The 20,552-nt window shown below is 72.3% G+C and carries 16 protein-coding genes, 1 tRNA gene and 2 rRNA genes; 13 read left to right on the top strand and 6 right to left on the bottom strand.

Annotation, left to right across the window (positions count from 1 at the left end):
- The first annotated feature begins 122 nt into the window (after nucleotides 1-122).
- Nucleotides 123-1,733, top strand: coding sequence for a phosphoglycerate dehydrogenase (serA, locus tag KPL60_RS13840; protein WP_226350216.1), 1,611 nt, complete (start codon nucleotides 123-125; stop codon nucleotides 1,731-1,733).
- 136 nt (nucleotides 1,734-1,869) lie between these two features.
- Here the strand turns inward: serA and KPL60_RS13835 are convergent, their stop codons facing one another.
- On the bottom strand, nucleotides 1,870-3,270 hold the full coding sequence (locus KPL60_RS13835; RefSeq protein WP_226365313.1) for an IS1380 family transposase: 1,401 nt from the start codon (nucleotides 3,268-3,270) through the stop codon (nucleotides 1,870-1,872).
- Between the two features lie 7 nt (nucleotides 3,271-3,277).
- Here KPL60_RS13835 and KPL60_RS13830 point away from each other — a divergent pair, with 7 nt between their 5' ends.
- The 4 genes from KPL60_RS13830 to KPL60_RS13815 are packed head-to-tail and all read left to right on the top strand — an operon-like array spanning nucleotide 3,278 to nucleotide 7,238.
- The gene (locus KPL60_RS13830) at nucleotides 3,278-3,538 is read left to right on the top strand and encodes a hypothetical protein (RefSeq protein WP_226366098.1); all 261 of its coding nucleotides are present in this window, start codon (nucleotides 3,278-3,280) and stop codon (nucleotides 3,536-3,538) included.
- A 2-nt stretch (nucleotides 3,539-3,540) separates the two neighbouring features.
- Nucleotides 3,541-5,547, top strand: a complete 2,007-nt coding sequence (locus tag KPL60_RS13825; protein ID WP_226366095.1) for a hypothetical protein — start codon at nucleotides 3,541-3,543, stop codon at nucleotides 5,545-5,547.
- A gap of 26 nt (nucleotides 5,548-5,573) precedes the next feature.
- Nucleotides 5,574-6,869, top strand: coding sequence for a YeeE/YedE family protein (locus KPL60_RS13820; RefSeq protein WP_226366094.1), 1,296 nt, complete (start codon nucleotides 5,574-5,576; stop codon nucleotides 6,867-6,869).
- 39 nt (nucleotides 6,870-6,908) lie between these two features.
- Nucleotides 6,909-7,238, top strand: a complete 330-nt coding sequence (locus tag KPL60_RS13815) for a hypothetical protein (RefSeq protein WP_226355669.1) — start codon at nucleotides 6,909-6,911, stop codon at nucleotides 7,236-7,238.
- Nucleotides 7,239-7,337: 99 nt separating this feature from the next.
- Here KPL60_RS13815 and KPL60_RS13810 read toward each other — a convergent pair whose 3' ends face one another.
- A complete protein-coding gene (locus tag KPL60_RS13810) occupies nucleotides 7,338-8,141 on the bottom strand; it encodes a YceI family protein (protein ID WP_226355670.1) in 804 nt (267 codons plus the stop codon).
- Entirely contained in the window at nucleotides 8,134-8,955 is an 822-nt protein-coding gene (locus tag KPL60_RS13805) for a collagen binding domain-containing protein (protein ID WP_226355671.1), read from the bottom strand. Before KPL60_RS13805 ends, KPL60_RS13810 begins: the two co-directional genes overlap by 8 nt.
- A gap of 187 nt (nucleotides 8,956-9,142) precedes the next feature.
- Here KPL60_RS13805 and KPL60_RS13800 point away from each other — a divergent pair, with 187 nt between their 5' ends.
- Together KPL60_RS13800 and KPL60_RS13795 are read left to right on the top strand one after the other, a co-directional pair.
- Nucleotides 9,143-10,087 carry a diiron oxygenase gene (locus tag KPL60_RS13800; protein WP_226366093.1) on the top strand — a complete coding sequence of 315 codons (945 nt, stop codon included), beginning with the start codon at nucleotides 9,143-9,145 and terminating at the stop codon, nucleotides 10,085-10,087.
- Between the two features lie 13 nt (nucleotides 10,088-10,100).
- Nucleotides 10,101-11,600, top strand: a complete 1,500-nt coding sequence (locus KPL60_RS13795; protein ID WP_226366092.1) for an FAD-dependent oxidoreductase — start codon at nucleotides 10,101-10,103, stop codon at nucleotides 11,598-11,600.
- Between the two features lie 251 nt (nucleotides 11,601-11,851).
- Here KPL60_RS13795 and KPL60_RS13790 read toward each other — a convergent pair whose 3' ends face one another.
- Complete coding sequence (locus KPL60_RS13790; protein WP_226366091.1) at nucleotides 11,852-12,664, bottom strand: hypothetical protein; 813 nt, start codon at nucleotides 12,662-12,664, stop codon at nucleotides 11,852-11,854.
- A gap of 361 nt (nucleotides 12,665-13,025) precedes the next feature.
- Here KPL60_RS13790 and KPL60_RS13785 point away from each other — a divergent pair, with 361 nt between their 5' ends.
- From KPL60_RS13785 to KPL60_RS13775, 3 genes are read left to right on the top strand one after another with little or no spacing between them, the layout of a single operon-like run.
- Nucleotides 13,026-13,871, top strand: coding sequence for a serine/threonine-protein kinase (locus KPL60_RS13785; RefSeq protein ID WP_226366090.1), 846 nt, complete (start codon nucleotides 13,026-13,028; stop codon nucleotides 13,869-13,871).
- 9 nt (nucleotides 13,872-13,880) lie between these two features.
- Nucleotides 13,881-14,453, top strand: a complete 573-nt coding sequence (locus tag KPL60_RS13780; protein WP_226355676.1) for a hemerythrin domain-containing protein — start codon at nucleotides 13,881-13,883, stop codon at nucleotides 14,451-14,453.
- A 2-nt stretch (nucleotides 14,454-14,455) separates the two neighbouring features.
- Nucleotides 14,456-15,277, top strand: coding sequence for a family 1 encapsulin nanocompartment shell protein (locus tag KPL60_RS13775; protein ID WP_226355677.1), 822 nt, complete (start codon nucleotides 14,456-14,458; stop codon nucleotides 15,275-15,277).
- Nucleotides 15,278-15,343: 66 nt separating this feature from the next.
- On the opposite strand, the gene KPL60_RS13770 is transcribed toward KPL60_RS13775, so the two are convergent.
- Nucleotides 15,344-15,417: transfer RNA gene (locus KPL60_RS13770), tRNA-Arg, on the bottom strand.
- Nucleotides 15,418-15,609: 192 nt separating this feature from the next.
- Here KPL60_RS13770 and KPL60_RS13765 point away from each other — a divergent pair.
- Nucleotides 15,610-16,413, top strand: coding sequence for a PP2C family serine/threonine-protein phosphatase (locus KPL60_RS13765; RefSeq protein ID WP_226355678.1), 804 nt, complete (start codon nucleotides 15,610-15,612; stop codon nucleotides 16,411-16,413).
- A gap of 3 nt (nucleotides 16,414-16,416) precedes the next feature.
- Here the strand turns inward: KPL60_RS13765 and KPL60_RS13760 are convergent, their stop codons facing one another.
- Nucleotides 16,417-17,040, bottom strand: coding sequence for a class I SAM-dependent methyltransferase (locus KPL60_RS13760; protein WP_226366088.1), 624 nt, complete (start codon nucleotides 17,038-17,040; stop codon nucleotides 16,417-16,419).
- Between the two features lie 734 nt (nucleotides 17,041-17,774).
- Here KPL60_RS13760 and KPL60_RS13755 point away from each other — a divergent pair.
- Both KPL60_RS13755 and KPL60_RS13750 read left to right on the top strand, forming a co-directional pair.
- Nucleotides 17,775-19,294 (top strand): 16S ribosomal RNA (locus tag KPL60_RS13755).
- Nucleotides 19,295-19,622: 328 nt separating this feature from the next.
- Nucleotides 19,623-20,552, top strand: a 23S ribosomal RNA gene (locus KPL60_RS13750); the annotation flags it as partial.

Here is a 20,552-nt window from a genome sequence, read left to right as displayed (position 1 = left end):
AAGACACCAACACACCGCCCAACAGCACCACTACCAACACCGCAGCCACAACCCATAAACGCGACTGTAGTACTAGGATGAGCCGAGGCCAGGCCCGTCCGACCCGGGAGCATCCGCACACCGTGAGCACCGCAGCCACCGACCACCGTCCCGTCGTCCTGCTCGCGGAGACGCTCGCGCCCTCCGCCGTCGAGCTGCTCGGGGACGGCGTCGAGATCCGCCACGTCGACGGCACCGACCGCCCCGCCCTGCTGGCGGCGCTCGCCGACGCCGACGCGCTGCTGGTCCGGTCCGCCACCCGGGTCGACGCCGAGGCGCTGGCCGCGGCCGGCCGCCTCAAGGTCGTCGCACGCGCCGGGGTCGGCCTGGACAACGTCGACGTCCCCGCCGCCACCGCGCGCGGGGTGATGGTCGTCAACGCCCCGACCTCGAACATCGTCTCCGCCGCCGAGCACGCCATCGCGCTGCTGCTCGCGACCGCGCGCCACATCCCGCCGGCGGACGCCGCGCTGCGCTCCGGGGCGTGGAAGCGCTCGTCCTACGGCGGCGTCGAGCTCAACGGCAAGACCGTCGGCATCGTCGGGCTCGGCAAGATCGGGCAGCTCGTCGCGCAGCGCCTCGCCGCGTTCGGCATGACGCTGGTCGCCTACGACCCCTACATCGCGCCGTCGCGGGCCGCGCAGCTCGGCATCGAGCTGATGAGCCTCGACGACCTGCTCCGCACCGCGGACATGATCACCGTGCACCTGCCGAAGACCCCGGAGACCCTCGGGCTGATCGGCAAGGACCAGCTCGCGCTGACCAGGCCGGGGGTGCTCGTCGTCAACGCCGCCCGCGGCGGCCTGATCGACGAGGACGCCCTGGCCGAGGCGGTCCGCTCCGGGCACGTCGGCGGCGCCGGGATCGACGTCTACGTCACCGAGCCGACCACGTCGAGCCCGCTGTTCGAGCTGGAGAACGTCGTCGTCACCCCGCACCTGGGCGCCTCCACCGCCGAGGCGCAGGACCGGGCCGGCACCGACGTGGCCCGCTCGGTGCAGCTGGCCCTGGCCGGGGAGTTCGTACCGGACGCGGTCAACGTGCAGATCCACGGCGCCGTCGGCGAGGAGGTCCGGCCCTGGCTGCCGCTGGTGCAGAAGCTCGGCACCACCCTGCACGCCGTCGCCGGGCGCACCCCGACCTCGGTCACCGTCGACGTCGCGGGCGAGCTGGCCACCGAGGACGTCCAGGTCCTCGGCCTGGCCGCGCTGCGCGGGGTGTTCACCCACGTCGTCGAGGACCAGGTGACGTTCGTGAACGTGCCGCAGCTCGCCGAGGAGCGCGGGGTCACCGTGGAGATCACCACCAGCCCGGAGAGCGCCAACCACCGCAGCGTCGTGCAGCTGCGCGGCGCCATGCCCGACGGCGAGAAGGTCACCGTCTCCGGCACCCTGACGGGCCGCGCCGAGGTCGAGAAGCTCGTCGAGATCAACGGACGGCACTTCGACCTGCGCGCCGAGGGCGAGGTCGTGCTGCTGGAGTACGCCGACCGGCCCGGCGTGATGGGCCGGGTCGGGTCGCTGCTGGGGGAGGCCGCGGTCAACATCGAGGCCGCCCAGATCTCACAGACCACCGACGGCACCGACGCCGTCATGCTGCTGCGGGTGGACCGCCAGATCGACCCGGCGGTGCTGGAGCCGATCGGCGCCTCGGTCGGCGCCCGGACGATCCGGCTCATCTCCTTCGACGACTGAGCCTGGATCCACCGTCGATCTTGAGCCGCCAGGTTGTTGATCTTTTGGGACTGGTAGTGGTGCCGGGGCGCGGGTGAGCCGCCGGACTGTCCGGCTGTTCCACTGGTGTTCTCCGGTCGGCCCTGGTGGGGGGTGGTCAGGACGCTGCGGGGAGGGGGTCGTGCAGAGCGCGGCGGAACAGTTCGTCCAAGCCGGGTTCCCAGGGCCAGTCCCGGGGGAGGTGGACTACCTGTTGGTGCGCGGAGTGCGCGACCCGGGCGGGGGTGACGATGAGTCGTCGGCGCAGGCTCGCGGCGCGTTCACGGGCATGCCGGCCGCCGGCCAGGGCACCGGCGGCGCGGGTGAGGTTATGGGAGATCGCGGCGCAGACCAGCCAGGCGGCGTTCGCGGTGAACACCCCGGAGGGCAGGTGGGCGAGCGGGCCGTTCTTCAGTTCGGCGATGACCTGCTCGATGATGGCGTGGTCACGGTGGGTGGCCTCCGCCGCCAGCATCGGCTCGGGGGTGTCGGTGAACACCGCGTGGTAGCGGTAGACCGCGAACATCTCCGACTGCCCGGCCGTGACGGTGCGGGGGTTGAGACGCCGCACGCGGCGCACGATCAGCCGGGCGGTGACGTGGTCTGCCTTGCGGCGGCCGGTGAACGCGGTGAACGACACTTCGGCGACCTCGGCGTCGGAGATCCAGCGTTGCTCGTCCTGGTCGTAGATCGCGTTCGGGTAGCGGATCGCGGTCCACGCATCGTCGTCGATGCTGCTGATCGCCCTGGTCACGGTCTTGGTGAGTCGGGCGGTGACCGAGAACCGGGCTCCGGCGCGGCGGCAGGTGTTGATGATGTCGTGGCCGTAGTAGGCCGAGTCCGCGCGGACCAGCAGCATCGCGTGGCGGGCGCTGCCGGCACCGATCCGGCGTGCAGTGCCCAGCGCTTCGGCCAGCAGCCGGGGCGCGCCGCGGGCGGAGTTCGTCGCGCCGCGCCGCAGCCGGGTCGCCGCGATCACCGGCGCCGCGGCCGGGGCGGACAGCACCGCGAGCAGCGCGTTCAACCCTTTCACCCCGGTGTAGCCGCGTCCGGCGCCCTGCTTGGCGTACCCGTAGGTGCGGCGCACCGTGTCATCCAGATCGAGGTAGGCGACCTGATCGGCGCTCCTCAGCAGCGGGGTCGCCGCGGCGAGCCGAGCCAGCAGGCGCGCGGCGACGGCGTCGAGTTGGCGGACGTGACCGAAGGTGAACCGGCGCAGGAACGTCCCCAGCGTCGATGGAGCCCGCACCTGGTCGAACACCCGGCCCATGCCGCCGTGGCGCAGCATGTCCATGTCGGTGATCGAGTCCGCCCCGGCGACCATCCCGCCGATCAGCGCGGTGATCTTCGCGGCCGCGTTCGCGGCGCCCGTCCCGGTCAGGGTCAACGTCTCGGCCAGCAGGGACCGCAGCCCGCACCTGGCGGCCAGCGCCATGACCGGGACCAGCCCGACACACGACACGAGATTCGGATCATCGAAGCGCACGCTGATCGCGCGGCAGGCGTGGGATAGTCGCATCCAGCGGATGCCCTTCTCTGCAGGGATCGATGTTGCCGTGGTAAGCACATCTTCCCAGCTCAGAAGGGCATTCGTGTGTCACGACCCGCCCCTACCGGCGCATACCTGCGGTGGATCCAGGCTCAGCCTGGACGAGACGTTCAAGGACGAGGACACCGGCGACACGTGCCTGAGCTTCAACCGCCAGCACTGGCCGCACGGCGACTTCGGCAACGCCAAGCCGCACTCGATGCTGTTCGTCGCGGCCGACGAGGACATCAAGGACTGATGATGTCCCCCTCGTCGATCGTGACGCTCGTGCCGGCCGGCGGGCTCGTGCCCGCCGGCCCGGCCGGGGACTCCCCCGCCCTGCTCCGTGCAGTGGCGGGGGCCGCCCCGGCGGTCCTCGCCCGGGGACCCCAGGACGGCGTGCCGTTCGCGGACACGGCCCTGCGGCTGGTCCTGCTCACCGCGCTCGCCGTGGTGGCCGGAACCGGTCTGGTCCGGGTTCTGGCCGGCGCGCCCGGACGCGCCGAGCGGGTCGTCGCGGGAGTCGCGGCGCTCGTCGCCGTCTCCGCCGCGGTTGCCGCGGTGACCCGGTCCGGCGCCGGGCCGACCGGCTGGACCCTGTTCCTGCTCGCGGCCACGGTCGCGGTGCCGGCCCTGCTGGCCGGGTCGCGCCCGGTCCTCGCCGTGGTCCCCGCGCTCGCGGTGACCGCGCTGCTGGTCCTCCAGCTCGCCGGTACCCCCGGCGTCGCACCGTGGTTCGCGCTCGACGCCGGGTACGCCGTCGCCGGGTCCCTGGCCGCCGGTGCGGCGGTGCACCTGGTCACCACCCGCACCGACGAGGACGCGCGGCCCGCCCGGGTGCGCGTGCTCGGCATCGCGGCGGGCACGGTGGGGGCCGTGCTCGCCGCGGTGCGGCTCGCCGTCGCCGGGCCGTTCTCGCTCACCGACGTGCACGGCACCGGCTTCGGCCGCGCCGCGCTGGTGACGGTCGTGGCCCCGGCCGCGGTCGCGGCCCTGCTGCTCGCCGAGAGCGTGCTGACCCGCCGTGCGGGCCACCGCGTCCGCGCCGACGAGGTGCGCGACCGCGTCCGCACCCCCGCCGCGCTGGCCGCGGTCGTCGCCGTCGGTGCGGCGACGCTGCTCGCCGCCCTCCCGGCGCCGGCGCCCGCGGCCGTCCCCGGACAGGCCCTGCTGCGCTCGGTCGACCTCGGCACCGGACCGCTCACCCTGGCCGTCGCCCCGATGCGGCCCGGCCCCAACCTCGTGCAGCTCACCGGCGCCGGGGTCACCGTGACCGGGCCGGACGCCACGATGCCCGCCGGGCACGGGGAGACCGGTGCCCCCGCCGGCTACGCCGTCCGCACCGGGGACCGGGACGTGCCGTTCACGGCCCGCTCCGGCGCCCCGGGCGGCTGGGCACTGGTCGACCTGCCCGAGGGCACCACCTCGATCACCGTCACCGCCGGGGGCCTGGCCCGCGCGGTGCCGGTCGACGTCGGCACCGACCGGACGGCGCCCGCCGGCGCGAGCGGTGCCGACGGGCCGGAGTGCCTGTCCGCCGCCGTCGGGCGGATCCTGGCCGGGGGCGACCCCGCGCTCGGCCCGTGCCCGTCGGAGGGGCTCGACCCGGCCGACGCCCGGGCGCTGCGCGGCACCGTCCGCGCGCTCGCCTCCCAGGGGGCGCCGGGTCTGGCGATCGCCGGTGACGTGTCGCCCCGCTCCCGGGCGGCCGCCGACGTCGTCCGCACCGCGGCCGCTGCCGCCGGGCTGCCGGTGCGCCCGGCCCCCGGCCCGGACGACGCCCTGGTCGTCGTCTCCGGCTGGCAGCACGCCGCGACGACGGTCCGCGACACCGCCCGCGCGGCGCAGACCACGCCGACCGCGCTCGGCGGGACCTACCTCGCGCCGTGGCTGCTGACCGGGGGAGTGCTCGGGCAGAGCCCGGGCACCCTGCTCCCGCTGGACTTCGGCCCGCAGGAACAGGTCCCGCAGCGCTACGTCCGGACGCTCGCCGCCGTCGCACCGGGGTCCGCCCCGTCGCTGTCGGGGCTGCGCGCCTGGGCGGCCACGACCGGAGAGGCCTACACCGACCCGGCACCGGCTCTGTACGGTGCCGCCCCGGTGAGCGTGCCGATGACCGCCGACGACGACGGCGGGCACCACGGCGCCCCCAACGAGGCCGCCTGGTTCCCGGGCGGCGCGATCGTCCGGATCGGCTCCGCGCTGACCGAGCCCGGGCGAGCGGACACCGACCCCGGGACCGGCGCCCCCGCCGGACCCACCCCCTGACCAGCACCACCCACGAGGAGACTCCCGTGTCGATCACGAAGGACCCGCCCGGCCGGTCGCCGGGGACACTGGCCCGCGCGTTGCGCGAGCTGCCCGGCAGCGGGCGCACCGCGTTCGGCCCGCAGGACCGCGCCGCCGCCCCGCCGCAGTGGCGGGTCGTCGCCGTCGGCCTGGTCCTGGCCGTGCTGTTCCTGGTCGGGGTGGGCACGGTGGCCCCGGCGACGATGGTCGGCACCGCCGCGCTCGGCCTGGCCCTGGGCTTCACCCTGTTCCACTCCCGGTTCGGCTTCACCTCCGGCTGGCGCCAGCTCGTCGCCGTCGGGCAGGGCGCCGCGATCCGCGCGCACATGGTCATGCTGGCGACGGCGTCGGTGCTGTTCGCGGTGATCCTCTCGTCCGGCTTCGCCCTCGCCGGCGAGCCGAAGGGGTTCACCAACCCGATCGGCATCGGGCTCGTCGTCGGCGCGTTCCTGTTCGGCGTCGGCATGCAGGTCGGCGGGTCGTGCGCCTCGGGCACGCTGTTCGCCGTCGGCAGCGGGCAGTCCGCGATCGTGCTGACCCTGCTCGGGTTCGTCGTCGGCTCGATGTTCGCGGTGTTCACCCACACCTTCTGGACGCAGACCGTGCCGCAGGGGCCGAGCGTCAACCTGGCCCAGCTGCTCGGCTACCCCGGCGCCGTCGCCGTCACCCTGCTGGTGACGGCCGCGATCACCGCGGTCACCTGGGTGGTCGCCCGCCGGCGGACCCCGCCGCCGGTCGAGCGCCCGCCCTCGGCGCGCGGCGTCGCGCGGGTCCTGCGCGGCTCGTGGCCGATGTGGGTCGGCGCGGTCGTGCTCGCCGTGCTCAACGCGGCGGTCCTGTTCGTCTCCGCCGCCCCGTGGGGCGTGACCTCGGCGTTCGCGCTGTGGGGCTCGAAGCTCCTGCAGGCCGTCGGGTTCGACATGGCGGGGCTGGCGTACTGGCAGGTCCCGGCGAACGCGCGGTCGCTGGCCGCCCCGGTGCTGGCCGACCGCATCTCCAACCTCGACGTCGGCATCATGATCGGCGCGCTGGTGGCCTCCGCGGTGGGCGGCGCGTTCGTGCTGCACAAGCGGATCCCGTGGAAGCTCGCCCTCGGCGCGGTCCTCGGCGGCATCGCCATGGGCTACGGCGCGCGCCTCGCGGGCGGCTGCAACATCGGTGCCTACTTCTCCGGCATCGCCTCGTTCAGCCTGCACGGCTGGATCTGGGCCGTCGTCGCACTCGGCGGCACCTGGGTCGGGCTGCGGCTGCGGCCGGTCTTCGGCCTGACCAACCCCAAGCCGGCCGACTCGCTCTGCTGAGCCGGCCGGACGCTCCCCCCCACCAGAGAGGTTCACACGATGACCGCACGTACCACCGTCCGCGCGCTGGCCGCCGTCGCCGGCGCCGGGGCGCTGGCCACCCTGGCCGGCGGCCTCGCGCACGCCGACGAGGGCCACCACGAGGGCCGCCACGGCGGCGCGCACTACGACGGCTCCGTCTGGCACTACGACGGCGAGGCCCACCCCGCCGACTCGGCCGACCCGGCCCCGTCCGCGGGCGACCGGCAGGACGGGAACACCGCGGTGTACCTGCTCCGGGACGTCCCGGCCGCGCCGCTGCCCGAGGACCTGCTCAAGCCGGTCGACCTGACCGCGCCCGCGTTCGGCGTGCTGGACGGCCTGAGCTGAGACCCGCCCCGGGCCGCTGTGCACAGGGCCGCCCGGGCCGAGCCGGCCGCCCCGCCCGGACCACGTGTCCGGGCGGGGCGGCCGTGCGCCGGGGGTGGGTCAGTCCTCCTGCAGGACGGCCTGCACGTCGAGGTCGATCCGCAGCGTCCGGCCGACGGCCAGGACCCCGGCCAGCACCGACTGGTTCCAGTCGATCGCGAACTCGTCGCGGGAGATCTCGGTGGTGGCGGTGAACGCCGCCCGGGTGCCGCCCCACAGGTCGGGGCCGGTGCCGCCGTAGGTCATGTGCAGGTCGACGGGTGCCTTGACGCCCTTGAGCGCCAGCATCCCGTGCACCGTCCAGCGGGTGGCGTCGACGCGGGTCAGGCCGTCGCCCTCGTAGCCGATGGCCGGGTGGGTGTCGACGTCGAGGAAGTCCGCGGTCCGCAGGTGGGTGTCGCGGTCGGGGTCGTCGGAGTCCACCGAGCCCGCGTCGATCGACACGCTCACCGAGCTGGCCTCGAACGGGTCGGCCACCCGTAGGTCGCCGGAGAACCGGCGCAGCCTGCCGTGGATGCGGCTCATGCCCAGGTGCAGCGCGGTGGCCCGGATGCTGGAGTGCTGCGGGTCGATCCGCCACAGGCCCGGGGTCGGCAGCACCGCGCCGCCCGCCCGGGCGAGCTCGACGCGGCCCAGGTCGGTGCCGTCCCCGGCGAGGGAGACCGCCCGCGCGGACGGCTCGTACCCCGCCGCGGCGACGACGACCGTGTGCGGCCCCGACGCCAGCTCCGTCACCGCGAACCCGCCGTCGGCCCGGCTGGCCGCCCGGCCCCGCTGCACGCCGGTGGCGTCCATGACGGTGACCGTCGCGCCGGTCACCGGCCAGCCGTCGGGGGTGCTCAGCCGTCCGTAGAGCTCAGCCACGTCCCTGCTCCGTCCTCGTCGGGTCGCCGATCCGGTCGTCGGTCGGGTCCGGGGCGCCGAAGCGCACCTCGACCGGTGTGGTCGCGCCGCGCGCCACCTGCACCGCGACGACGACCGGCGCCCAGCCGCTCGCCGTCAGCTCGTGCCGTCCGGGCGGGAGCCCGTGCAGCTCGTAGCTGCCGTCCCGGCCGGTGGTGGTCTCGGCGACGGTGCGCCCGTCGCTGTCGCCGATCACGATCCGCGCCCCGGGCACCGGGCGGCCGTCGCCGCTGCGGGCGATGCCGGCGATCCCGGCCAGGGCCGGGAACCGCAGCTCCACCGGCGGGCCGGCCGGGTCGGCGTCGACCGTGCGGGCCAGCGGCCCGTGCCCGGGTGCGGTCGCGGTGAGGGTGTGCGGGCCGGTGCCGGGGGTCTCGGCCAGGAACCGGCCCGCCGGGTCGGTCGGCGTGTGCGCGACGACCTCGCCCGCGGTGTCGATCAGCGTGACGGCGGCGCCCCCGACCGGGCGGCCCGCGGCGTCGGTCAGCGTGCCCCGCACCGTGCCGCCGCCGGCGACGGTCACGTCGTGCCGCGCGGGGGAGGCGACGACGGCGACCAGCCCGGCGTCGGGCCCGGCACCGTCGGTGCGGGTCACCACCAGATAGGTCCCGCCGGTGGTCAGGGCCACGGCGTAGGTGCCGTCGCCGCCGCTGACGGCCCGCCCGTGCTGGCGCCCGTCGAGGTCGGTGACGGTGACGGTCGCGCCCGGCACGGGGGTGCCGGAGCGCCCCCGCACGGTGCCGACGACCGCAGGTCCGTCCCGTTCCGGTGTCACGTCGCGACCTCCCAGGTTAGTTGCGCATCGCAACGATAACCCTCCCGGGTGGACGGTGCGTCACCCGCACCGGTGTCGTCGGCCGGTGATCGTGCCGTGCCGCGTCCCGGCACTTGCGTCACGTGTAACCGGTGGTAACGTTACCGGCGGTTACAGCACCTGACGTCGTTGTCTGCGAGGAGTCGACATGACCGCCACTGTTCCGGAGCACGGGCTCGAGGCCGGGGACGTCCGGCACGCAGCGGACCGGCACACCGCCGAGCGTCACGACACGGCCGAGCGTCTCCTGCGCTCGTCCGCGGAGCTGTCGTTCGACCCGTCCACCCAGGTCGACTGGGAGACCCCGCTGAACCCCGACGACCACGGCATGAGCCCGGAGTGGAGCAGCCTCTACGGCACCGACTACTGGGCGGAGCTGTCCGAGGCGAAGCGCAAGGAGCTGACCCGCCACGAGGCCGCCTCGGTCGCCTCCACCGGCATCTGGTTCGAGATGATCCTGCAGCAGCTGGTCCTGCGGGACTTCTACGCCAAGGACCCGACCGACCCGTCGTTCCAGTGGGCGCTGACCGAGATCGCCGACGAGTGCCGGCACTCGATCATGTTCGCCCGCGGCTCGGCGAAGCTCGGGGCCCCCGCGTACGTCCCGAAGCGCTCCACGGTCGCGCTCGGCCGCTTCTGCGCCGCCACCTGGCGGGGCGAGGCCGCCTACGCCTCCATCCTGGTCGCCGAGGAGGTCCTCGACGTCATGCAGCGCGACTGGATGCGCGACGAGCGGGTCGCCCCGTTCGTGCGGACCATCTCCAACATCCACGTGGTGGAGGAGTCGCGGCACATGAAGTTCGCCCGCGAGGAGACCAAGGAGAACCTGCGCGGCGCCGGCCCCGTCCGTCGTCACTGGCAGGCGCTGGCCGTCGCGATGGCCGCGTACTTCATCGTCACCAGCATGTGGAACGAGAAGGTCTACGCCAACGTCGGCCTCGACACCGGGCGTGCCCTGCGCGAGGCGGCGGCCAACGAGCACCACAAGGCGCTGCTGCGCTCCTCCTGCGCCGGGCTCATGGAGTTCCTGGGATCCTGCGGCCTGCTGACCAGGCCCGCGCTGTACTTCTACCGTCGCGCGAACCTGATCTGACCCGGAGCCGGCCGTGCCCTTCGCGATCACCCAGACCTGCTGCACCGACGCGTCCTGCGTCGCGGCCTGCCCGGTCAACTGCATCCACCCGACGCCCGACGAGGCGGACTTCGCCACGACCGACATGCTCTACATCGACCCGCGGGCGTGCATCGACTGCGGGGCGTGTGCCGACGCGTGCCCGGTCGACGCGATCTTCCCGGTGGAGAGGCTGAGCGCGTCGCTCGCCGGGTACGCCGAGGTCAACGCGGACTACTACGAGGGCAAGCCGGTCGCCGGGAAGCTGGAGGGCGACTCCCCGCTGTTCCACGACTGGTACCCGCTGACGTTCACGCGGTCGCTGCCCGCGGACATGGCCCCGCTCGACGTCGCCGTCGTCGGGACCGGGCCCGCCGGGATGTACGCCGCCCAGGACCTGCTGCTGCACACCTCGTCGACGGTCACGCTCTACGACCGGCTCGACGTCGCGGGCGGGCTGGTGCGGTTCGGGGTCGCGCCCGACCACCCGTCGACGAAGGGGATCGGGGAGTCCTTCGCCCGGTTTCGCGCCCACCCGCGGGTGCGGATGCGGCTGGGCACCGAGGTCGGCCGGGACGTCTCGGCCGAGGAGCTGGCCGCCCGGCACGACGCCGTGGTCTGGGCCGTCGGCGCGCCCGCGCCGCGTGACCTGGGCCTGCCGGGGGAGGGGCTGCCCGGCAGCATCGCCGCCGACACCGTCGTGGGCTGGTACAACGGCCACCCCGACGTGCCACGTGACGCCGTCGACACCGCGGTGGAGCGGGTCGTCGTGGTCGGCACCGGCAACGTCGCGATCGACGTCGCCCGGGTCCTCACCGCGCCCGCCGCGGACCTGGAGGGCACCCCGATCGACCCCGCCGCGCTGGCCGCCCTGCGCACCGGTGCGATCACCGAGGTCGTGCTGCTCGCCCGCCGTGGCCCGGAGGCGGTCGCCGCGACCGCGCCGGAGCTGCGCGAGCTGCTGGGCCGCAGCACGGTCGAGGTCGTGGTCGACGAGCACGACCCCCGCATCGCGGAGTCCCTCGACGGCCCCGCGGCGTCCCCGTCGCATGCGCTGCTGCGCGGCGCCCGCCGGGAGAAGATCGACTGGTCGGTGCCCGCGGAGCGCCCGCGGGTGGTGTTCCGGTTCCACTCGGCGCCCGAACGGGTCGACGGCACCACCCGGGCCCGCGGGGTGCACACCGCCGACGGGACCGACATCCCGGCCGACCTGGTCGTGCGCGCCGTCGGGCACCGCGGCCGCCCGGTCGCCGGCCTGCCCTTCGACGACGACCGCGGCGTCGTCCCGCACGACGCGGGCCGCGTCGAGGGCCGTCCCGGCCACTACGTCGTCGGCTGGATCAAGCGGGGCCCGTCCGGCGGGATCGGCACCAACCGCACCTGCGCGGCCGAGACCGTCGGGTCCCTGCTCGACGACGCCGTCGCCGGCCGGCTCCCGTCGCGCCGCCCGGCCTCGCGCCTGGGCGCCATCACCCGGCGGCTCCGCCGCAGCTGACCGCCCACCTCGCCCGTCGATCAGTACCTCAGCGCTGTCCCGCCGCCGGACGACGACGCCCAGGTGCTGATCGACGGCCGGGCACCGGGCGGCCCGGCCGGCGGGACGGGTACGGGCCGGCCGGGCACAGGCAGCCGGGCGGTCACGGCCGGTCGGACGGCTGATCGGACACGGGCAGCCGGGCGGCCACGGGCACCCCGGCCGGGCACGGGCTCGCGGGTGCCTACGGGCAGCCGGGCGGCCGTCCCGGGTCAGCGGCTCAGGTCCAGCAGGGACAGCGCGCCGCGCAGCACGTCGTCGATCCGCGCGAGCGGGACGGTGCGGCGCCACCCGTCGAGGCCGCCGCGCACCAGGATCCGACCGGGGGCCAGATCGAGCCCGTGCAGCCGCAGCGCACCGGGCAGCCCGGGCAGCTCGACCCGGCCCGAGCGGATCGCCGCCAGCGGGCTGCGGTCGACCATCGCCCGCACCGAGCGACGGGTTTCCGCCGACCGGGGTGGCCCCATCCAGCGCCCGGCGACGGTCAGACCGGTGACCTTCCAGGACAGGGTGTGCCCGTCCACCGACACCGCGAGGTCGGCGGCTCCGAGCCCGGGCCGGCGACGCAGCCGGGCCCGGGCGACGCCGTCGGCGTCGACACCCACCTCGACCTGCGGTACGTGCTCCAGAAGGCGCCCGGCGACCCAGTCCGGGTCGAGCTCGGCCTCGATCTCCACCGGACCGGCCACCAGCTCCGGGGTGAGGCCGGGGCGCAGCCGCACGTCCGCGGCGGTCACGGTGAGCCCGCGCAGTGAGAGGCCGGGCCGGACGACGGCGCGTGCGGCCAGGGTGACCGTGGCGAACCGTCCGGTCGTCAGCGCCCGGGCACCGAGCCCCGACGACGCGACGGCCGTCGGCACCAGCCGTACCTCCGAACCGCGGGAACGCAGCGTCGTCGGGCGTCCGACGTAGCGCAGCCGCGCGGCCTCCAGCAGCGCGCGCAGCAGCAGCGCCGAGCCGGGCGCCGTGCCCGCGTCCAGCAGGGCCGACGCCGCGGAGACCCCGGCCGGCGTCTCGACTGCCATGGCGCTGCGGGCTCCCTCGGACGGTGGACGGGTCGGTCCGAGCGTCGCAGGCCCGGCGGCGACCCGCCCGGCCGCGGCCGGGGTGTGCGACGACCCGCACGGCGTCGTCGGCCGGTGGCGCGAGGGCGGTCGCGCGGCTCCGGCGCACCGGCACCGCCCGCCGTCCCCGGTCGCCCGGTCGCGGACGGCGGGCCGCACCGGCGGAGCGCTGGGAGACCGTCGTCCTGCCGCTGTCCCGCAAAGCCTTCCGGGTCCCGGGAATGGCCTCATCGGGTTGTTTACGGGTGCCCGTGAGAGTGATCGACGGGCTCCGGTCTGGACACGTGCACAGGTGTCGACGGCACCGTCTGTCATGGCAGTGATGCGTTCTCCGGTCCCGGAGACCGACGTGATCGCCGGCCGCTACATCCTGGCGACCCATGTCGGTATCGGGTCGACGGCGACGGTGTACCGGGCGTGGGACCCGCACGAGGACCGGGTGGTCGCGGTCAAGCTGTTCCTCGACCGCTGCGACGCCGGTGGCGTGGACCGGCAGTGCCGCGAGCTGCGGACCATGGCGCACCTGGACCACCCGGGCCTGGTGCGGCTGCTGGGCGGGGGAGTCGACCGCGGCCGACCCTTCCTGGTGTCCGAGCTCGTCGAGGGGGAGACACTCGCGGCCCGGCTGGCCCGTGGCCCGCTGCCGGTCGAGCGGGTCGTCGGGATCGGCGCCGACATCGCGTCGGGTCTCGCGCACCTGCACGCCCGTGGGGTGGTGCACCGCGACGTGAAGCCCGCCAACATCCTGCTCTGTTCCGACACCGGCCGGGCGCGGCTCACCGACTTCGGCATCGCCCGCGTGCTGGGCCACTCCGTGCTGACCCGGACCGACGCCGTCCTGGGCACCGCGGCCTACCTCGCGCCCGAGCAGGTCGCCGGTGAGACCGTCGGGCCCGCCGCGGACGTGCACGCACTCGGCCTTGTCCTGCTCGAGGCGCTCACCGGGGAACGGGAGTACCCGGGGACCACGGTGGAGTCCGCCGTCGCCCGGCTGCACCGGCCACCGCGCGTCCCGGAGGAGCTGCCGGCCCGGCTGCGGCGGACGCTGTCCGACGCGACCCGCCGGCACCCGGAGGAGCGGCCGGCCGCCGCCGACCTCGCCCTCCGCCTCCGGCACCCCCGACGACCGCCGGATCTTCGGCGAGACGGCGGCCCCGGACCGTCGTAGCCTGCGCGGGTGCCGGACATCACCACCTTGATCCTCGACGACCACGCCTGGTTCCGTCGACAGTTCGCCGCGCTGGACGAGCTCCAGGCCCGCGACTCCGATCCCCGTGAGCTCGCCGGCCTCTGGGAGCCGCTCGCCGCGCGCCTCGACGTGCACGCCCTCGCCGAGGAGAAGATCTTCTACCCGCAGCTCCTCGCGCACGGGGAGGACCCGGAGGACGAGACGCTCGACGCCATCGGGGACCACAACGAGATCCGCGACGGCGTCGCGCAGGCCGAGCGCAGCCCGGTCGGCAGCGGCCAGTGGTGGGAGGGGGTGTGGGCCGCCCGCCGCGCCAACGACGAGCACATGGGCGAGGAGGAGAACGAGGGCCTCGCCAACTTCCGCCTGAACGCCACCACCGGCCTGCGCGAGTCGCTCGGCCGGCAGTTCGCCGAGTTCCTCGACGCCCACCCCACCACCGCGGGCCTCGACAACTCCGACAAGGACCCCGAGGGCTACGTCGAGGAGGTCCAGGCCGAGATCGACCCGTCCGACCCGACCCGTGACGGGCTCGGCATCGGCAGTCTGAAGGGGAAGTAGACATGGCCGTGCACGACCACCTCCTGCGGGAGAAGGCACCCATCCCCACGACCGCCTGGAAGGCCGTCGACGACGAGGCGCGTGAGCGCCTGACCCCGCTCCTGGCCGGGCGCCGCCTCGCGGACTGGACCGGGACCGCGGGCTGGCAGACGTCGTCGGTCGACCTCGGTCGCTCGCAGCGGCTCGACGGGCCGCCGCCGGGCGTCGCCGTCGACGGCATCACGGCCCGCCTGCGCCGGGTGCAGCCGCTCGCCGAGTTCCGGGTCCCGTTCACGGTGTCCCGCGACGAGATCGACGACCTGCAGCGCGGCGCCCAGGACCCGGAGTTCGACGACCTCGCCCGCGCCGCCCGTGCGGCCGCCGCGATCGAGAACCGCGCGATCTTCCACGGCTGGCCGGAGGCCGGCTTCGAGGGCATCGCGGACGTCTCGCCGTACGACACCGTGGCCCTGGGCGACAACCCCGAGACCTACCCCGGCGCCGTCGCCCGTGCGGTGGACCAGCTGCGTCGCAACGGCATCGAGGGCCCCTACGCGATGGCGATCGCGCCCGAGGGCTACACCCGCATCGTGGAGACCGCCGAGCACGGCGGCTACCCGCTGTTCGAGCACCTGAGCCGCATCCTCGGCGGGCAGATCCTGCGCGCCCACGGCCTCGACGGTGCCGTGGTCGTCAGCCAGCGCGGCGGGGACTTCCTGCTCGACGTCGGCCAGGACCTGGCGATCGGCTACTCCGACCACGACGCCCGCGAGGTGCACCTCTACCTGGAGGAGAGCTTCACCTTCCGCGCCGTCGAGCCGGACGCGAGCGTGCGCCTGCGCTGACCCGCGGACCCGCCACCGGCCGTGCCCCGTCGTGATCCGGCGGGGCACGGTCGTGTGCGGAAAGTGTGCCCCCGGCAGGACTCGAACCTGCGACCTAGAGATTAGAAGGCTCTTGCTCTATCCAGCTGAGCTACGAGGGCCGGCCGCCCCGGACCTCGTCCGGTGCGCTCCCACCGTAGCGAGGAGGGCAAGCGATCACGGCCGCGGCACCGCCGTCAGGAACCACCCGATCCGGCCCGTGTGCTGGGCGGAGTGCCATCCGACCGGTTGAAGCACACGCCGAACGGGCCTCGCCTGCGACGCTGACGGACCGTGACGTCCATACTGTCCCCATGGTGCTGGGACTGCGATCCGCGCTCGGGTCGGATGTGGGCCGTCGCCGGACGTCGAACCAGGACTCCGGAGCGACGACCGGCCGACTGCTGATCGTGGCCGACGGGATGGGCGGTCACGCCCACGGCGAGATCGCGAGTGCGACGACGGTGTCGGTGTTCACCGAGCTGGAGGCCCGCCTCCCGCAGGACCTCACCGACATCGACCTCGCCGCCGAGCTGACCGAGGCGCTCAACGACGCCACGGACCGGCTGGCCCGCCGCGCCGCGGACGAGCCGGAGATGCGGGGGATGGGCACGACCGTCGTCTCGCTGCTCCTCACCGGCGACCAGCTCGCGCTCGCCCACATCGGCGACTCGCGCATCTACCTGCTGCGGGGTGGCGAGCTGAGCCGTCTCACCCACGACCACACGATGGTCCAGCAGCTCGTCGACCAGGGCCAGATCACCCTCGAGGAGGCGGCGCACCACCCGCGCCGATCCGTCCTGATGCGTGCGCTGAGCACCGACCACGCGCCGGACCCGGACCTCGACCGTGTCGACATCCTTGCCGGGGACCGCTACCTGCTCTGCTCGGACGGCGTCACCGCGGTGCTCGACGACGAGGCCCTGCACCGCGAGCTCGCCTCCGGCGCCGAGCCGGACCAGGTCGTCACCCAGCTCATCGCGCTCGCCAACGAGGGCGGCGGGCCCGACAACATCACCGCGATCGTCGCCGACGTCGTGGAGATCGACGACGTCGACGGCCCGGGTCAGGACCTGCGGATCGCCGGGGCCGTCGCCGAGATCGCCACCGCGGACTGACCCTCAGCGCCGGGCCACCACCCGGCGCAGCCGCACCGTGCGGACCGCCGAACGGTGCGCCGCGAGGTCCGCCCGGGCCCGCTCCGGCAGATCGGGTGGGTAGACGCCGGCCGCGCACAGCTCGTCCGCCCCGTCCGATGGTTCGACCCCGTCGAGGGTGAAGTCGAGACGGTCGTCGGCGAGCACGGCGAAGTCCGCGGCGGCCGCGAGCCACTCCGGGTGCTCGACGGCCGACCGGTGCCGCCACGCGTCACGCACCGCCTTCCTCAGCGCGCCCCCACCCCAGCCGAACGACCGGGGCGCCGGCACCAGGACCGAGATGAGGCCGTGCGGGGCGAGTACCCGCCGCAGCTCCGCGAACAGACCGTCGATGTCCCGTAGGTGGGGGAGCAGCATCGGGACGGCGACCCGGTCCACCGACCGCGTCCGCAGCGGGAGCGCCACGGGCGACGCCGTGATCCACAGGGGCTCACTGTTCCCCGCCTCCACCACCAGCCGCCCGGCGACGACGGTCGCCCGGACCCGACTCGTCGCACCCGGGGTTCGGCACCAGGCCGCTGCGGTGAGCTCCGCTCCGGCACGCAGCCGGTGCAGGACGGGCGGGAGGACGTCTCCGTCGGGCTGCACGCGCCGAGTCTCGCGTGCCAACGGACGGCTCCCACGGGGCACCACGACGAACGGCCACCCGCGGACGACGATCGTGATCACCCGCCCCGGCCGGTCCCCGTCGAGGACGAGCTCCCGCCTGCCGACCGCTCGTCGCGACCGGACGCCACGACGGACGGTCGAAAAAAATCTTGAAATTAGTTGGCGGGCAGGAGGGCGCGGGACGAACGACGGGTGGAGCGCTGGTTCCGGCCCCCATCGCGAGCTTCCACTTGCGCGATCGGCGCTGGTCAACCAGTATCCGGAGTGAGCTCGTCAGGGCGACCGTTCGTCGCTCGACAGGGTCGGGCTCGACCGTGGTGCTGTGCGGCCCGGAGACGGGTCTGCCCAGGTCAGCACGGGTTTCCGACCCCGGTTTGACGTGCCCGAATGCCATGCCGTAACTTTCTTCCTGTCAGCGAGTGAGCCGGACAGAACGGGCCCTGAAAGGCTCGGTCAACAGGCCCCGCGGACAGCGACCCCCGGTGGTTCACCGAGTTTCTCGGTGTGGTTACCTTTGTGGGTCAAGGCGATCCGTCTTCAGGATCCCGCTCTTCTTGAAGAGTCCGGGTGATTGCGGTGCGGGTGTCTTTTGAGAACTCAACAGTGTGTCGAGCTATTTATTCGGTTTGGCGTTTTGTGCCAAATTGTTTGTTTGGTTGCAGCATTCGATCCCGTCGGGTGTTGTGGCCAGTTGTTTGTTGTAAGTCAGGGTTTTGTTGGAGAGTTTGATCCTGGCTCAGGACGAACGCTGGCGGCGTGCTTAACACATGCAAGTCGAGCGGTAAGGCCCTTTCGGGGGTACACGAGCGGCGAACGGGTGAGTAACACGTGGGTGACCTGCCCTCCACTCTGGGATAAGCCTGGGAAACTGGGTCTAATACCGGATAGGACCACTGATCGCATGGTTGGTGGTGGAAAGTTTTCTCGGTGGGGGATGGGCCCGCGGCCTATCAGCTTGTTGGTGGGGTGATGGCCTACCAAGGCGGTGACGGGTAGCCGGCCTGAGAGGGCGACCGGCCACACTGGGACTGAGACACGGCCCAGACTCCTACGGGAGGCAGCAGTGGGGAATATTGCGCAATGGGCGGAAGCCTGACGCAGCGACGCCGCGTGGGGGATGACGGCCTTCGGGTTGTAAACCTCTTTCGCCAGGGACGAAGAGCAATTGACGGTACCTGGAGAAGAAGCACCGGCCAACTACGTGCCAGCAGCCGCGGTAACACGTAGGGTGCGAGCGTTGTCCGGAATTATTGGGCGTAAAGAGCTCGTAGGCGGTGTGTCGCGTCGGCCGTGAAAACTTGGGGCTTAACTCTGAGCGTGCGGTCGATACGGGCATCACTTGAGTTCGGCAGGGGAGACTGGAATTCCTGGTGTAGCGGTGAAATGCGCAGATATCAGGAGGAACACCGGTGGCGAAGGCGGGTCTCTGGGCCGATACTGACGCTGAGGAGCGAAAGCGTGGGGAGCGAACAGGATTAGATACCCTGGTAGTCCACGCCGTAAACGTTGGGCGCTAGGTGTGGGGACCATTCCACGGTTTCTGTGCCGCAGCTAACGCATTAAGCGCCCCGCCTGGGGAGTACGGCCGCAAGGCTAAAACTCAAAGGAATTGACGGGGGCCCGCACAAGCGGCGGAGCATGTGGATTAATTCGATGCAACGCGAAGAACCTTACCTGGGTTTGACATGCACCAGACATCCCTAGAGATAGGGCTTCCCTTGTGGTTGGTGTGCAGGTGGTGCATGGCTGTCGTCAGCTCGTGTCGTGAGATGTTGGGTTAAGTCCCGCAACGAGCGCAACCCTTGTTCCATGTTGCCAGCACGTAATGGTGGGGACTCATGGGAGACTGCCGGGGTCAACTCGGAGGAAGGTGGGGATGACGTCAAGTCATCATGCCCCTTATGTCCAGGGCTTCACACATGCTACAATGGCTCATACAGAGGGCTGCGAGACCGTGAGGTGGAGCGAATCCCTTAAAGTGAGTCTCAGTTCGGATCGGGGTCTGCAACTCGACCCCGTGAAGTTGGAGTCGCTAGTAATCGCAGATCAGCAACGCTGCGGTGAATACGTTCCCGGGCCTTGTACACACCGCCCGTCACGTCACGAAAGTTGGTAACACCCGAAGCCGGCGGCCCAACCCTTGTGGAGGGAGCTGTCGAAGGTGGGACTGGCGATTGGGACGAAGTCGTAACAAGGTAGCCGTACCGGAAGGTGCGGCTGGATCACCTCCTTTCTAAGGAGTCCCATCATGTGATGGGGCACCACACGCTCGTAAGTGAGTTGTGCTCATTTTGGGTGTCTGTGGTTCCTTCATTGAATCGCATCAGCGGCCCCGTTCGTGGGTTGGGTGCGTTGGGTGGAACGCAGCACGTCGGACCGTGTTGGCTTGGCACACTGTTGGGTCCTGAGAAGACATCTGCGGTTCTTCGGAACGGTGGTTCTTCTTTGGCCGCTCTGGTCGGGGGCTTCCTAACGCCTGCTTGTGTGTGGGTGGTGGTTGTTTCTTGGTCGGGTGTGGTTGTGGGTTGAGTGTTGCATAGTGGATGCGAGCATCTTGTTGTGGTCAAGTTGTTAAGAGCACATGGTGGATGCCTGGGCATCAGGAGCCGATGAAGGACGTGGGAGGCCGCGATAGGCCTCGGGGAGCTGTCAACCGAGCTGTGATCCGAGGGTGTCCGAATGGGGAAACCCAGCGCCCGTCATGGGGCGTTACCCGTACCTGAATTCATAGGGTGCGTGGAGGGAACGTGGGGAAGTGAAACATCTCAGTACCCACAGGAAGAGAAAACAATAGTGATTCCGTGAGTAGTGGCGAGCGAAAGCGGAAGAGGCTAAACCGTGTCCGTGTCAAGCCGGCAGGCGTTGCGGGTGCGGGGTTGTGAGACGTGTCGTTCATCTTCTGCCGAGGATGGGACAACTTGGATCTGTGTTAGCGGAACGACTCTGGGATGGTCGGCCGTAGTGGGTGATAGCCCCGTACGCGAAAACACTGGGTTCTGTTGTGGGCGTGTTCTCGAGTAGCAGCGAGCCCGTGAAATTCGCTGTGAATCTGGCGGGACCACCCGTCAAGCCTAAATACTACCTGATGACCGATAGCGGACAAGTACCGTGAGGGAAAGGTGAAAAGTACCCCGGGAGGGGAGTGAAATAGTACCTGAAACCGTGTGCTTACAAGCCGTCAGAGCCTGCAGTGCTTTCGTGGTACAGGGTGATGGCGTGCCTTTTGAAGAATGAGCCTGCGAGTTATGCTTCGTGGCGAGGTTAACCTGTGTGGGGTAGCCGTAGCGAAAGCGAGTCCGAATAGGGCGCTGTAGTCGCGGGGTGTAGACCCGAAGCGGAGTGATCTACCCATGGCCAGGGTGAAGCGTCGGTAAGACGTCGTGGAGGCCCGAACCCACCAGGGTTGAAAACCTGGGGGATGAGCTGTGGGTAGGGGTGAAAGGCCAATCAAACTTCGTGATAGCTGGTTCTCCCCGAAATGCATTTAGGTG

The organism is Pseudonocardia sp. ICBG162, from assembly GCF_020496225.1.
In the GTDB taxonomy this organism is placed as follows: domain Bacteria; phylum Actinomycetota; class Actinomycetes; order Mycobacteriales; family Pseudonocardiaceae; genus Pseudonocardia; species Pseudonocardia alni.
This window is presented reverse-complemented; position numbering and strand designations above follow the sequence as displayed.

Coding starts and splice junctions, on each gene's coding strand:
- KPL60_RS13835 (WP_226365313.1), bottom strand. CDS start 3,270: ATGCGACTATCCCACGCCTGCCGCGCGATCAGCGTGCGCTTCGATGAT.
- KPL60_RS13830 (WP_226366098.1), top strand. CDS start 3,278: ATGCCCTTCTCTGCAGGGATCGATGTTGCCGTGGTAAGCACATCTTCC.
- KPL60_RS13825 (WP_226366095.1), top strand. CDS start 3,541: ATGTCCCCCTCGTCGATCGTGACGCTCGTGCCGGCCGGCGGGCTCGTG.
- KPL60_RS13815 (WP_226355669.1), top strand. CDS start 6,909: ATGACCGCACGTACCACCGTCCGCGCGCTGGCCGCCGTCGCCGGCGCC.
- KPL60_RS13800 (WP_226366093.1), top strand. CDS start 9,143: ATGACCGCCACTGTTCCGGAGCACGGGCTCGAGGCCGGGGACGTCCGG.
- KPL60_RS13790 (WP_226366091.1), bottom strand. CDS start 12,664: ATGGCAGTCGAGACGCCGGCCGGGGTCTCCGCGGCGTCGGCCCTGCTG.
- KPL60_RS13785 (WP_226366090.1), top strand. CDS start 13,026: ATGCGTTCTCCGGTCCCGGAGACCGACGTGATCGCCGGCCGCTACATC.
- KPL60_RS13775 (WP_226355677.1), top strand. CDS start 14,456: ATGGCCGTGCACGACCACCTCCTGCGGGAGAAGGCACCCATCCCCACG.
- KPL60_RS13765 (WP_226355678.1), top strand. CDS start 15,610: ATGGTGCTGGGACTGCGATCCGCGCTCGGGTCGGATGTGGGCCGTCGC.